Genomic DNA, 14499 nt, shown 5'->3' with positions numbered 1-14499 from the left:
TTTTTTTAAATTTAATTTTTAACTACTTTTATCGACTCTTTTGTAAATAAAATATCTAGTATTTTTTTTGATATTTGAGATGCATTAAGACCAGCAACATCATACATTTTTTTTGGACTATCTTGTTCAATAAAAATATCAGGTAATATCATGGCTCTAAATTTTAAACCTTTATCAAATATACCTTTTTCTGATAATAAATTTTCTACATGAGAGCCAAAACCTCCAATAGAGCCCTCTTCTACGGTAATCATTACCTCATGTTCTCTTGCACACTTTAAAATAAGTTCTTGGTCCAAAGGTTTAGCAAAACGAGCGTCAACTATTGTTGATTCAATTCCTTTATTCTTTAATTCTACAGCTGCAATTTTACATTCTTCCAATCTAGTTCCTATGCTTAAGATACAAACCTGTTTACCTTCTTGAATAACTCTTCCTTTTCCAATCTCTATTTTCTCATCTATTGATGGTAATTCCACTCCAATACCAGTTCCTCTTGGGTATCTAATAGCACAAGGTTTATCATTAATAATTGTCGAGGTATTTATCATTTTAACTAGTTCTGATTCATCACTTGGTGCCATTACTATAAAATTAGGAAGAGTAGAAAGATAAGTAATATCGAATGAGCCAGCATGAGTTGATCCATCAGCACCTACTAAGCCTGCTCTATCTATTATAAATCTCACAGGTAAACTTTGAATAGCCACATCATGAACCACTTGATCATAAGCTCTTTGTAAAAAAGTCGAATAGATTGCAACATATGGCTTATAACCTTCAGTGGCTAACCCTGCAGCAAAAGTAACGCCATGTTGTTCGGCAATTCCAACATCAAACATTCTTTTTGGAAACTCTTTAGCAAAAATATCCATACCTGTTCCACCTGGCATTGCAGCAGTAACTCCTACAACTTTACTATCTTTTTCTGCATGTTTGACTAAAGTATTTGCAAAAACTTTTGTATAAGCCGGAAGGTTTGTTCCACTTTTCACTTGTTCTCCAGTCACAACATTAAATTTTGAAACACCATGATAATGATCACTAGCTTTTTCAGCATAAGAATAGCCTTTACCTTTTTGAGTTTTTACATGAATCATGATTGGACCTTGATGCTTTGAGTCTCTTGCATTTTTTAGAATTGGTATGAGTGTGGACAAATCATGTCCATCTATTGGACCAACATAATAAAAACCTAAAGAATTAAAAAGAGTACCACCAGTTACAGCTGATCTTAAAAAATCCTCAGCTTTTCCAGCTTTTGCACTAAATCTTTTGGAAAAAGCAGAAACTATTAATTTGAACGTTTCTCTTAAACTAAAATAAATTTTACCTGTTAAAAGTTTAGCTAAATAGGTTCTCATAGCGCCTACTGGTTTTGCAATCGACATGTCGTTATCATTTAAAATAACAATCATTTTAGTTTTTGAAGCACCGGCGTTATTCATTGCCTCATATGCCATACCCGCACTAATTGCACCATCTCCTATGACTGCAATTATATTGTTTAATTTATTAGATAACTTGTTTGCTTCAGCCATACCTAGAGCAGATGATATTGATGTTGAGCTATGTGCTGCACCAAATGGATCATACTCACTCTCAGATCTTTTTGTAAAACCAGACAATCCATTACCTTGTCTCAAAGTTTTAATTTTTGACTTTCTTCCAGTCAATATTTTATGTGGATAAGTTTGATGGCCCACATCCCAAATCAGCCTATCATTTGGAGTGTCAAATACGTAATGCAAGGCAACAGTTAGCTCAACAACTCCAAGACCTGCCCCTAAATGTCCTCCCGTTTTAGATACTGCATCAATCATTTCTTTTCTAACCTCGTTAGAAACTTCTTGAAGATCACCCTCTGATAATTTTCTTAAATCAGAAGGAAAATTAATATCTTTTAAAAATTTGTAGTCTTGCATTATTTATTTCTTTTTAGAATGTAATCTAAGGTTTCATCTAAACTATTAGTGTTTGAACTGTATTTATTTAAATCTTTAATTATTTTAGACTTAATTTTGTCAGCATATTTAATAGCATTTTGGTATCCTAGTAAACTGATTAAAGTAGCTTTACCTTTTTTCTTGTCTTTGCCTGTTATTTTACCAGCAATGGCTGTAGAGCCTTTAAAGTCTATTAAATCATCAGCAATTTGAAATAAAAGTCCAATATTTGACCCTATATTTTCAAAAAACTTTATTTGTTTATCATTCTTTCTCTTAATAATAATTGGAACAGCACAACAAAAGCTAAAAAGCTTACCAGTTTTTTTTATTTCCATCTCTATAATTTTACTTTTAGAAACTTTTTTTTTTTCAAAACTAAGATCTAAATACTGTCCACCAGCTATTCCTAAATGTCCAGAAGACTCAGATAGTTTTTTTACTAGATCTGCTTTTATTTTTTCATTAATCTTTAAGTTCGAACTAACCAAGATTTCAAAAGCCATTGTTAAAAGTGAGTTTCCCGCAAGTACCGCTGTTGATTCTCCAAATTTAATGTGCGTAGAAATTTTTCCTCTTCGTATTTTATCATCATCCATACAAGGTAAATCATCATGTATTAATGAATAAGCGTGAATGCACTCAACTGCAGCACCAATAGAAATTAATGTTTTATAATTAATTTTAAATATAGCTCCTATATCAATTAAAATTTTTGATCTAATTTTTTTTCCACCCGGAAATAAGCCATACTCCATAGCTGCAACTAATTCTGTTCTTTTTTGCCTTTTAATAAATCGCTTTAAAAATAAGTTTGTATCTTTTGCTATTCTAGCAAGTTTATTTTGCATTTTTTTTTGAACTTATATTGTTAATTTTTTTTTTTGTTTCTTCATTGATCATTTTTGAAGTTTTATGGAATTTTTTTTCAATAGTATTATTTAATTTTAATAACCGCTGGTATGAATCAATTGAATTCTGTAAGTCTTTTTCTGACTCTAAAGATTGAATAATATTATTTGCTTCTTTTGTTAGTTCCTCAAGAGACTGTGTGTTATTATCAGGTGGTAAATTTTTATCTTTCATATAATAATAATTATTAATACATGAAATCCAATCAATCAAATATCAAAAAAGCAAAAAAATACCTTAATAAAAATTACTGTATTGGCGTACCTACTGAAACTGTTTATGGTCTAGCAGCTAATGCATACAAGAATTCAGCAGTAAAAAAGATTTTTAACATAAAAAAAAGACCAAAAAACAACCCTTTAATCGTACATTATCACGATATCAATTCTCTTAAAAAAGATTGCCTAATAAATGATAATTTTACTAAACTTTATAAAAAATTTTCTCCTGGCCCAATAACATACATATTACAATTAAGGAAAGATTCTAAAATTTCTAAATATGTTACCAATAATAAGAAAAGTTTAGCAGTAAGATTTCCAAAACACCCAATATTTAAAAATTTACTAAAACAGTTAGATTATCCATTAGCTGCGCCCAGTGCTAATATCACAACAAAAGTAAGCGCTGTTAAAGCAAAAGATGTTAAAGAAGAATTTGGTAATAAAATTAAATATATTTTAGACGGAGGTACATGTGCTATTGGAATAGAATCTACAATAGTTAACCTTTTAGGCAGACCATCTATACTAAGATTGGGTGGTCTAGATATCTTAAAAATTCAAAAAACTTTGGGTTTTAAGATAAGTATATCTATTAATCCTAAAAAAAAAATAGCACCTGGTCAATCTCGCTTGCATTATTCTCCTGGTATTCCTTTACGAATGAATGTCACAAAACCAAAAAATGATGAAGCTTTTATAATGCTTAAGAAAAAAAAAACTAAACTCAAAAATTATTTTTATTTAACTACTAAAAATAACCTAGATGAAGCAGCAAAGAACCTCTACTCATGTCTAAGAAATATAAAAAATGAAGGCTATAAATCAATTGCTGTGGAAAAAATTCCCAATATAGGTCTTGGTAAAGCTATAAATGATAGATTGCGGAGGGCATCAAAGTATTAGATATCTAGTTTGGTTTTGGTGCGCCACATAGGAGTCGAACCTATAACCCCCAGATTCGAAATCTGGTGCTCTATCCAGTTGAGCTAGCAGCGCATATAGTATTAATATTACATTTTATGGAAAAAAACATTAATTTAATAGTTGAAACAGATGAGAATAACCTTCGACTTGATGTATTCGTCAACAAAAGAGAGGAGTTGATTAGTAGAACTAGAATCAAAAATTTAATTCTTAAAGAAAAATTAAAATTAAATAATGTAATCGTTAACAGTCCTTCAAAAAAAATATCTACTGGTGATAAAATTGATCTTCAAATTCCAGAACCAAAAGAAGCCTCTTTAAAGCCTTATGATTTTAAATTAGAAATTGTTTATGAGGATGATGATTTGTTAGTAATTGATAAGCCAGCTGGAATAATTATGCATCCAGGTGCTGGTAATTATGATGAAACAATTGTTAATGCCTTAATGCACTACAATAAAGATTCACTGTCTACAATTGGAGATGAGTTAAGACCTGGTATTGTGCACAGAATAGACAAAGATACTTCTGGATTAATAGTTATAGCTAAAAATAACGTAACACATGAAAATTTATCTCATCAATTTAGCGAGCACACGATTACAAGAGTTTATCAGCTCTTAATTTGGGGAAAACTTAGACCTTCTTCTGGGAAAATTGATACCTTCATAACTAGGAGTTCAAAAAATAGACAAATGATGGAGGTTAGTACTTCTAAAGGTAAAAGAGCAATCACTAATTACAAAACTATAGAGATTTTTGAAAATGATAAAACACCCACACTAAGTTTGGTCGAATGTAGATTGGAAACAGGAAGAACGCACCAGATAAGAGTTCACATGACACATATGGGCAACAGTATTATGGGTGATGGTAAATATAAAAAAAAATACAAGAAACTTAAAAATATCGATACTAGTTTAGAAAACCTAATTTATAAATTGGATAGACAATTTCTGCACGCACAAACACTGGGCTTCATTCACCCTAAAACTAATGATGAAATGACTTTTACCTCAATTTTGCCACAAGAACTTGAAAATATTTTAGTATTGCTTAGAAATAGTGACAAATAAAACCTTGAAATAATACTATAGTTAACTAAATAAATAAAACTTATGAGCGCTACAATAAATAGTAATCTTCCAGCACTATCTAATGAAGGTGGTTTATCTGCTTATCTTGAGCAGATTAAAAAATTTCCTATGTTGGCAGCTGAAGAAGAATATATGCTAGCAAAAAATTGGAAGGCAACAGGCAATGTTAAAGCTGCAGAAAAACTTGTTACTAGCCACCTTAAACTCGTTGCAAAAATTGCGATGGGTTATAGAGGGTATGGTCTTCCAGTAAACGAAATGATTTCAGAGGGAAATGTAGGATTAATGCAAGCTGTTAAAAAATTTGAACCTGAGAAAGGATTTAGATTGGCAACCTATGCAATGTGGTGGATTAGAGCTTCTATCCAAGAATACATTCTAAGATCCTGGAGTTTGGTTAAAATAGGAACAACAACTGCACAAAAAAAATTATTTTTTAATTTAAAGAAAATTAAAAATCGAATCGCTCCTCAGTCTGAAGGTGACTTAAGACCTGAACATGTAGAAGAAATTGCTAACAAATTAGATGTTAAAAAAGATGAAGTGATTTCAATGAACAGAAGACTTTCAGGTAAAGAGTTTTCTTTAAATGCTCAAGTTGGAGAAGATGGTGACGAATGGCAAGACTGGTTAGTAGATAAAGAGCTAGACCATGATCTTAAATTTGCACATCAGGAAGAAATGGGTCAAAGACAAAGCTTACTTAAAGATTCTATAAAAATTCTTAATGAAAGAGAAAAAGAGATTTTGTACTCTAGAAGATTAAATGATGAGCCTACAACGCTTGAAGATCTAAGCAAAAAATACGAAATTAGTAGAGAGAGAGTTAGACAAATTGAAAACAAAGCATTTGAAAAGCTTCAAAAACATATGTTGCTATCTGCTAAATCTAAAAACTTACTTCCAGTAAATTAAACTTCAAAAGGATTCTCTAAAAGAATTGTATCTTCTCGTTCAGGGCTTGTTGAAATACTTGAAACTTTTGTCCCAATAAAATCTTCTAATGCATAAATATAATTTTTGGCATTTTCTGGTAAAGCTTCAATATTTTTTATTCCTTGGGTAGAACTTTTCCAGCCAGGGAAAGTTTTATAAATTGGTTTGATTTTTATCTGATCCTCAACAGCAGCTGGTAGATAATCCATTTTCTTTCCATCAAGTTCATATTCAACACACATTTTAATTTCATCTAATTCATCTAACACATCTAATTTAGTTAACGCTATTCCATCTATGCCTGAAATTTTAATTGTTTGTCTAACCAAAACACCATCAAACCAACCACATCTTCTTTTTCTACTAGTGACAGTACCAAATTCTTTTCCTCTAGAACCAAGCAATTCTCCAATATCATCTGTTAACTCAGTTGGAAAAGGTCCTTCACCAACTCTGGTAGTATAGGCTTTTGTTATTCCAAGAACATAATGAATAGAGTTAGGACCACAACCAGTTCCTGTAGCAGCGGCAGATGCAACAGTATTGGATGATGTTACAAAAGGGTACGTTCCATGATCTACATCAAGTAGTATTCCTTGCGCACCTTCAAATAATATTTTTTTTTTTTGTTTTTTAAATTCATCAATTCTAAGCCAAACAGGTTGAGAAAACTTTAATATTTCTGGAGCAATCTTTAAAAGTTCTTCTTTAAGTTTATCTTTTTCAAAAATTTTTTTACCTAACCCTTTTCTAATTGCATTATGATGAAGAAGTACTGTTTCTAACCTGTGGTCTAGATTAGTCTCAGATCTTAAATCCATAACACGGATTGATCTTCTTCCCACTTTATCTTCGTAGGCTGGTCCTATTCCTCTTCTTGTTGTTCCAATTTTTGCTTTTCCAGCAGCATCTTCTCTTATTTCATCCATCTCTCTATGAAATGGCAAAATAAGATTTGCAGATTCTGAAATTATAAAATTATCTACATTAACCTCAACGCCCTTAGATTTAATTTCTTCTATTTCTTCTAATAGTGCCCAAGGGTCAACAACGACTCCATTCCCTATAATAGAAATTTTATTTTTTCTTACAATCCCAGAAGGCAGTAATCTTAATTTATAAGTTATTCCATCAATTACTAATGTGTGTCCAGCATTGTGCCCTCCTTGGAAACGGATAACAACATCTGCTTGGTCTGATAGCCAGTCGACTATTTTACCCTTTCCTTCATCACCCCATTGAGATCCAACAACTACAACATTTTTCATTATCTAAATTTTTTTTCTATTGTTACTGAACTTAAATGGTTGATAGGTCCATGACCTTTACCAAATTTAAGGTTTGAGTTTATTGAATTGTGTACATACTTAGTTGCAAGCTCACAAGATCTCTTTAAGGTTTTTCCACATGAAAAGAATGTGGTAATAGCAGAAGAAAGAGTACAACCAGTACCATGTGTATTCCTGGTTGTAATTCTTTTATTTTTTATAATAAAAATTTCATTTTTATTTACAAAAATATCTTGAACAATTTTAGATTCTAAATGACCACCTTTTATAAAAACATTTTTTGCGCCTAATTTGATTAATATACTGGCAGCAAAAATCATATCTTCTTTTGTTCTTATTTTAGTTTTAGTTAATATTTCAGCTTCTGGAATATTGGGAGTTATTAAACTAACTTTTTTAATTAGTTCATCTTTTAATAATTGAATTGCTTTATCATCAATAAGTTTTGCACCACCTTTAGCAACCATAACAGGATCTAAAATTATTTTTTTAACTTTAATAAGGTTTAGTGAGTGAATTACTGATTTTATTACTTTTGTAGAATGTAACATTCCAATTTTTACAGCATCAGGTTTAATGTCTTTTGAGGTAAATTCTATTTGATTAGAAATTTCTTTTGGATCAATTGGCACTATTGATTTTACACCTGTTGTATTTTGGATTGTAACAGCTGTTATTGCTGTCATTGCATACGAACCTAAAGCAGTGATAGTTTTAATGTCAGCTTGAATACCAGCACCACCAGATGAGTCTGATCCTGCAATAACTAATATTTTAGATTTTGGTTTCAATTTATTTAATTTTTTTTAATACAATTTTCAAACATTTTTGAAGCAATCTACTATTATCACTCTCTCCCATTACTCTAATTTTAGATTCCGTTCCTGAGCTTCTAACTAATATTCTACCCTGTCCTTTAATTAATTTTTCTGCTAATTTTATAGAATTCTTGATATCAATATTTTTAATTATACTTTTATCTTTAACGTCAATATTTTCCAATATTTGTAGAGTTTTCTTAAAGGTATTAAAAAAACTACTAGCTTTTTTTCCTTTTCTTAATGAAAATAAAACTTCTAAAGCGACTAATAAGCCATCTCCAGTAGTTGCAAATTTACCTAAGATAATATGCCCAGATTGTTCACCACCTAAATTAAAATTATTTTTTTGCATTTTCTCTTTTACAAAACGGTCTCCTACATTTGATCTTAAGAATTTTATATTATGTAGTTTAAAAAATTTTTCTAGTCCATAGTTAGACATTAAAGTGCCAACCACACCTCCTCTTAACATTTTTTTTCTTTTCCATCTCATTGCTATTGCAGCAATTATTTGATCTCCATCAATTACAGTACCTTTTTCGTCACACATAATAATTCTGTCAGCATCTCCATCAAGCGAAATTCCTATGTGTGCTCTATATTTTTTTACTGCTAACCTAAATTTATTTGGAAAAGTAGAGCCACAATTTTTATTAATATTAAGACCATTGGGGTTTATTCCAATCGAAAATACTTTGGCACCTAAAGATTTTAACAATTCAGGCCCAGCCTTATATCCAGCCCCATTTGCACAATCAATCACTATTCTTAAACCTCTAAGGTTAAAATCTTTTGGTAAATTACTTTTTAAAATTTTTATATAATCTTTATTTGCAGTTTCTAACCTTTTTACACGACCTAATTTTTTTGGCTTAGATAAAGACTTTTCAATTTTTTGATCAATTAAAGTTTCAATTTTTTTTTCAATCTTATTTGAAAGTTTTAAACCATCGGGTCCAAATAACTTTAACCCATTGTCATGATATGGGTTATGAGATGCTGTAATCATAATTCCCATGTTAGCTTTCATGGTCTTTGTTAACATTGCTAAGCCATTGGTTGGAAGTGGGCCTAATGTATAAACGTGCATACCAGCCGATGTAAGCCCTGATACCAAAGCAGGCTCTAAACTATATCCTGATAGTCTGGTATCTTTAGCAATTATTGCTATTTGTTTCTTTTTTTTTTGAGTTTTAAAATAAGTACCTGTTGCAAGACCAAATTTAAAAAACATGTCTCCATTAATATTTTTACTGTTAACGGCACCTCTTATTCCGTCTGTTCCAAAATACTTTTTTGCCATCAGTTTTTTATTAATGCTTTAAATACCTTTATACTTTGTCTTAATTCATTCACGTCATGAATTCTTAGAACTTGAACTCCTTGCATTATTGCGTATAGGGAAGAGGCTACTGTTCCACCTAACCTTTCCTTGCTATCATTTTTTCCAGATAAATCCTTAATAAATCTTTTTCTAGAAAGCCCAAGTAATATAGGAAAACCAAGAGTATGAAAAATAGAAACACTCTTAATTAAATTCATATTATGTTTCAAATTTTTTCCAAAGCCAATCCCTGGATCAATAATGATATTATTGTGTTTTATACCCATAGATATTAAAAATTTAATCTTTTTTTCAAAGAAATCATAAATATCTAATAGTTCATTTTTATATTTAGGATTTTTTTGCATTTTTTCTGGTGTACCTTGTGAATGTTGAATTACAAATGGAGTTTTATTTTTTTTCAATACCTCAACTGTTTTAGAGTCATAACTTAGCCCTGAAACATCGTTTATAAGTTTAACTCCTAACTGAATCCCTTTATTCATAATTTCTGATTTTCTTGTATCTAATGATAGTGGAATTTTTTTATTAACATCTTTTAATGTTTCCTTTATTCTATTCCATTCTTCTTTTTTACTAACAGGTTTAGATCCAGGTCTCGTTGACTCTCCACCAACATCAATAATGTCTGCTCCAGATTTAAATAAATTCTTTGCATGGGATATTCCTGTTTTCTTTTTGTTAAACTTTCCACCATCAGAAAAACTATCTGGCGTTAAATTTAATATACCCATTATATTAGGAATTTTATTAAAATTTAAAAAAGAAAAATTTTTATTTTTTTTAACAATAATCTTAATATCCTTATTAATTTTTTCTTTTAGTAATTTAGGTAATTTTTTTATATCCTTAAGGTCAATTACTTTGATTGAAGTTCGTGTAAGGATTTCAATTTGTCCAAATGAAATTTTCTTATTACCGTTTAGTGGGAGATTTTTTTTTTTTCTAACTAATTCAATTGAAGATTTACCGTAAGCAAAATTACACACTCTTGTGTAATATTTTATCATTTAATTTTAATGAACTATTTTTGGCTTAAGACCCATTGAACTTAAAGCTGAGCCTTTATCTTCATCTTCAACTTTTAAATCTTCTTTATTGCTTGGATATATATTTTTATTTATCAAGTTTTCTATTTCTTCACCTGAAAGTGTTTCATATGTTAAAAGAGCTTTAGCTAATTTATGCAAGTCATCAATTTTTTCAGTTAAAACTGTTCTTGCTCTTTCATAACCTTTATCTACAATTTTTCTAATTTCTGCATCTACTTTTTTTGAAGTTTCTTCAGACATATTTTGAGTTCTAGCAACAGATCTGCCTAAAAATACTTCTTCTTCATTCGAACCATAGGCAACTGGTCCCAACTCTTTACTAAGGCCTGCTTGCATTACCATGGCTCTTGCTCTTTGAGTCGCTTGTTCAATATCACTAGATGCACCAGTTGTAACTTTATCTTCACCAAATATGATTTCTTCTGCTACTCTTCCACCCATAGCTATAGCTAATTGAGCATGAAGCTGTTCTCTTGTTTGAGATAGCTGATCTCTCTCAGGTAGCTGCATAACCATTCCTAAGGCTCGACCTCTTGGAATGATTGTTGCTTTATGAATTGGATGAGCTGCATTCTCGTTAATAGTTACTATAGCATGTCCAGCTTCATGGTAAGCTGTTAATGTTTTTTCTTCTTCAGTCATTACCATGGATCTTCTTTCTGATCCCATCATCACTTTATCTCTTGCTTCTTCAAACTCAGTTAGAGTAACTAGTCTTTTATTTTTTCTTGCAGCAAGTAATGCTGCTTCATTAACTATATTTGCTAAATCTGCACCTGAAAAACCAGGAGTTCCTCTGGCTACTGTTCTTAAATTGACATCAGGTGCCATTTTAATTTTTTTAACATGCACTTTTAATACTTTTTCTCTTCCTATTATATCTGGAAGTCCAACAACTACTTGTCTGTCAAATCTACCAGGTCGTAATAATGCTGGGTCTAATACATCAGGTCTATTTGTAGCTGCAATAATTATTACACCTTCATTCGTTTCAAAGCCATCCATTTCAACTAATAATTGGTTTAAAGTTTGTTCTCTTTCATCGTTACCTCCACCAAGACCAGCGCCCCTACTTCTTCCAACGGCATCTATCTCATCTATGAAAATAATGCAGGGTGAATTTTTTTTACCTTGCTCAAACATATCTCTAACTCTTGAGGCTCCAACACCTACAAACATTTCAACAAAATCTGATCCTGATATAGTAAAAAATGGAACTCCCGCTTCTCCAGCAATAGCTCTAGCAAGTAAAGTCTTACCTGTTCCGGGTTGACCAACTAACAAACATCCCCTTGGTATTTTTCCACCAAGTCTACTAAACTTTTTAGGATCTTTTAAAAATTGGACAACTTCTTCAACTTCTTCTTTAGCCTCTTCTACTCCAGCAACATCATCAAAGGTAACCTTGCCTTTTAATTCATTCATCAATTTAGCCTTGGATTTTCCAAAACCCATAGCTCCACCTTTGCCACCCTGCATCTGTCTCATAAAGAAAATCCAAACAGCAATTAGTAACAACATTGGAAACCACGACAATAAAACTCCAAACAAAGAAGGCATCTTATCTTCTAAAGGAGCAGCTGATATACTTACACCTTTTTCAGATAGCTTCTCAATTAAATTTGGATAATTTGGTGAATAAGTAGAAAAAGTATTTCCATTAGCTAGCACTCCTCTAATATTGTTTCCTTGAATATCTACTTTTATAACTCCACCATTATCAACTTCTGATAAAAATTCTGAAAATATAATAGAATTGCCCTTGCCCACATTAGCTTGAGGGTTCTTAAACATATTATAAAGGCCTATTGTTAAAAAAACAATTACTGCCCACATGGCTAAATTTTTCATATTCATACTTATAAGATAATAATTATTATTAATTAAACAAGTGTCAAATTGTTACAAAACTTTAACTTTATTAGTGTTTTCTCTTGATATCAGTATGGTCTCATTAACACTTTCAACAAAACAGCCCCCTAAAGTTATTTTCGAAAACTTCTTGAGAGTAATTTGGTTAATCAGTTCATTGATACTTTTTCCTCTAACAGGATAGTATTTTTTTCCTATTTTTTGGATAACAAATGTCAAAGATCTAAAAACAACTTCATGCGATTGATCAAAAAAATTATGATTTAAAATACAAGTACCTTTTGTTTTAATATGTACAGAATTATCCTCCAAATTTTTTTTAACATAAAACTTTATTGACTTGTCTGAGTCTCTTAAATTATCGATGGTTAATTTAAGTTTTTTTAAATCCAATCCCTCTTTTTCAAGAGATTCTAATAAAGTTCTAATTCTTGTTCTTTTATATATCTCGTTGATATTTGATGGATCTTTAATAAAAAACTTAAATACTATTTTAGAAATATTAATTAAATCATTTTTTTCTAAGTTGAGTAATGGTCTTAAAATATTTAGATCTTCATCTTTATATTTTACACTTTTGTTAAAAGATACCAGTCCATTTAACCCACTTCCTCTAACCACTCTAATTAAAAAATTTTCAAATAGGTCATTTGAATGATGTCCTAACAATAAGTGCTTAATATTATTTTTTTTACATTCTTTTGCCAGTAAAGAATATCTTGCATCTCTTGCTAAAGATTGAATATTTCTAGAAGGTTTTTTACCTTTCCAGCTTAATACTTTGCATGTGATCCCAATTTTTCGTAAAATTTTTTTTACTGAGGCAGCTTCTTTTGTCGACTCGGGTCTGAGGTTATGATCAACTAAAAAAAAATTAACTGTTATTTTATTTTTTATTGAATAGCATTTAGCTAAGTAAGCTAGCGCCAAGCTGTCCGGTCCACCTGAAACAGCTACAGCTAAATTTTCTCTGGTACTTAAAGAAGAAGAGAATTCATTATAAACTTTTGAGATTTTTTGATTTTTTAAAAAACTAAGAATTTGTCTATGAGTTTTGTTTAGAGCACTCAAACTTTTTTGATTCATATTTTGCTTTTTGAAGCACAGATTGATTTGCTTTAGGATATTGTTCTTCAACACCCACAATCATTTTACAACCTTGCTCTTTTTCTCCTATTTGAACCATTGATACACCAAGTTTTAATAAATTTATAGGAGCCTTCTCACCTTTTGGATATTTTTGATATCCTTCAAGATAAGCTGTAGCTGCATCTGTATAAAGCTGTCTTATTCTAAACGTTTCAGCATACCAATATTGAGCATTGCCTGCCAATTTATGCTCTGAATTATTTATTACAAATTCTCTAAATGCTCTTTCCGCAGTGCTATAATCACCTACTTTTAAAAAACTAGTTGCAAATTCATATTGTTTTTCTGGAGAGGTATTTGGAAGTATATTTTTTTCTGACTCAAAATTTTCTGTCACTATAGATGAAGTGGTTTCTACAGACTGTATTTGTTGAGTAGTTTCTCCATTTTCTGTATCTTTATATGAAATAGATCCTAAGTCTTGTGGTTGTGAGGAGCCTGGTAAAGTTTTGTCTACTTGTTCTTTTGGTATTGCGGTTAATTTTTTTTCAACTTCTCCAGATGACAAAACATTTTCAACATCTTGAAACCTGATTTGATTATCTGCTTGAACCTTAGAAAGTCTATTTGATAATTTATCTAACTTGAAGTTAATTTCTTCAAACTTATTAGTAAGCTCTTGAAATTGTTTTTCAACATCAGATAATTTTAAAAGATGCCTTGTTAAAACATCTTCAGAATTTTCATTTGTGCTTTTTTGACTATTTGAATTAATTGATTCTGAATAAACAGCTTTTTCTAAAGTTTTTAAATCCTTTTGAATTAATTCTAAAATTTCATTTATATTGTGGTTATCTGCAAAGATAATATTTGGGAAAAATATAAATACTAATATTAACTTTAATCGAATTATCTTTTTATAATTAAGCATAATAAATTGAGTAGTAATTATAATGATGGCAAAAAAAAGACCCTATACACAATTGTGATAG

General features: G+C 30.4%; 13 protein-coding genes and 1 tRNA gene. 3 read left to right on the top strand and 11 right to left on the bottom strand.

The window, feature by feature from the left end:
* Positions 1-11: 11 nt before the first annotated feature.
* The 3 genes from dxs to ABXT61_RS01095 are packed head-to-tail and all read right to left on the bottom strand — an operon-like array spanning position 12 to position 3032.
* Complete coding sequence (gene dxs, locus ABXT61_RS01105; protein WP_415315483.1) at positions 12-1925, bottom strand: 1-deoxy-D-xylulose-5-phosphate synthase; 1914 nt, start codon at positions 1923-1925, stop codon at positions 12-14.
* Positions 1925-2797 carry a polyprenyl synthetase family protein gene (locus ABXT61_RS01100; RefSeq protein WP_415315482.1) on the bottom strand — a complete coding sequence of 291 codons (873 nt, stop codon included), beginning with the start codon at positions 2795-2797 and terminating at the stop codon, positions 1925-1927. The genes dxs and ABXT61_RS01100 overlap by 1 nt, the downstream gene beginning before the upstream one ends.
* The gene (locus ABXT61_RS01095; protein WP_415315481.1) at positions 2787-3032 is read right to left on the bottom strand and encodes an exonuclease VII small subunit; all 246 of its coding nucleotides are present in this window, start codon (positions 3030-3032) and stop codon (positions 2787-2789) included. The genes ABXT61_RS01100 and ABXT61_RS01095 overlap by 11 nt, the downstream gene beginning before the upstream one ends.
* Positions 3033-3052: 20 nt before the next feature.
* Between ABXT61_RS01095 and ABXT61_RS01090 the strand changes: the two genes are divergently transcribed.
* A complete protein-coding gene (locus ABXT61_RS01090) occupies positions 3053-3985 on the top strand; it encodes an L-threonylcarbamoyladenylate synthase (protein ID WP_415315480.1) in 933 nt (310 codons plus the stop codon).
* 16 nt (positions 3986-4001) lie between these two features.
* On the opposite strand, the gene ABXT61_RS01085 is transcribed toward ABXT61_RS01090, so the two are convergent.
* Positions 4002-4078, bottom strand: a tRNA-Arg gene (locus tag ABXT61_RS01085).
* Between the two features lie 23 nt (positions 4079-4101).
* Here ABXT61_RS01085 and ABXT61_RS01080 point away from each other — a divergent pair.
* On the top strand, positions 4102-5082 hold the full coding sequence (locus ABXT61_RS01080) for an RluA family pseudouridine synthase (RefSeq protein WP_415315479.1): 981 nt from the start codon (positions 4102-4104) through the stop codon (positions 5080-5082).
* A 42-nt stretch (positions 5083-5124) separates the two neighbouring features.
* Positions 5125-6018: an RNA polymerase sigma factor RpoH gene (gene rpoH, locus ABXT61_RS01075; protein WP_415315478.1), complete on the top strand. Its 894-nt coding sequence runs from the start codon at positions 5125-5127 to the stop codon at positions 6016-6018.
* Here rpoH and ABXT61_RS01070 read toward each other — a convergent pair.
* The 7 genes from ABXT61_RS01070 to ybgF are packed head-to-tail and all read right to left on the bottom strand — an operon-like array spanning position 6015 to position 14438.
* A complete protein-coding gene (locus ABXT61_RS01070; RefSeq protein WP_415315477.1) occupies positions 6015-7307 on the bottom strand; it encodes an adenylosuccinate synthase in 1293 nt (430 codons plus the stop codon). The genes rpoH and ABXT61_RS01070 overlap by 4 nt on opposite strands.
* Complete coding sequence (gene thiD, locus ABXT61_RS01065; RefSeq protein ID WP_415315476.1) at positions 7307-8119, bottom strand: bifunctional hydroxymethylpyrimidine kinase/phosphomethylpyrimidine kinase; 813 nt, start codon at positions 8117-8119, stop codon at positions 7307-7309. The genes ABXT61_RS01070 and thiD overlap by 1 nt, the downstream gene beginning before the upstream one ends.
* A gap of 1 nt (position 8120) precedes the next feature.
* Positions 8121-9452, bottom strand: coding sequence for a phosphoglucosamine mutase (gene glmM / locus ABXT61_RS01060; protein ID WP_415315475.1), 1332 nt, complete (start codon positions 9450-9452; stop codon positions 8121-8123).
* The gene (gene folP, locus ABXT61_RS01055) at positions 9452-10504 is read right to left on the bottom strand and encodes a dihydropteroate synthase (RefSeq protein WP_415315474.1); all 1053 of its coding nucleotides are present in this window, start codon (positions 10502-10504) and stop codon (positions 9452-9454) included. Before folP ends, glmM begins: the two co-directional genes overlap by 1 nt.
* A 6-nt stretch (positions 10505-10510) precedes the next feature.
* On the bottom strand, positions 10511-12397 hold the full coding sequence (gene ftsH, locus ABXT61_RS01050; RefSeq protein ID WP_415315473.1) for an ATP-dependent zinc metalloprotease FtsH: 1887 nt from the start codon (positions 12395-12397) through the stop codon (positions 10511-10513).
* A 51-nt stretch (positions 12398-12448) separates the two neighbouring features.
* Positions 12449-13504, bottom strand: coding sequence for a tRNA lysidine(34) synthetase TilS (gene tilS, locus ABXT61_RS01045; RefSeq protein ID WP_415315472.1), 1056 nt, complete (start codon positions 13502-13504; stop codon positions 12449-12451).
* The gene (ybgF, locus tag ABXT61_RS01040) at positions 13464-14438 is read right to left on the bottom strand and encodes a tol-pal system protein YbgF (protein WP_415315471.1); all 975 of its coding nucleotides are present in this window, start codon (positions 14436-14438) and stop codon (positions 13464-13466) included. Before ybgF ends, tilS begins: the two co-directional genes overlap by 41 nt.
* Positions 14439-14499: the final 61 nt, after the last annotated feature.

The organism is Candidatus Pelagibacter sp. Uisw_137 (assembly GCF_047720245.1).
In the GTDB taxonomy this organism is placed as follows: Bacteria; Pseudomonadota; Alphaproteobacteria; order Pelagibacterales; family Pelagibacteraceae; genus Pelagibacter.
This window is presented reverse-complemented; position numbering and strand designations above follow the sequence as displayed.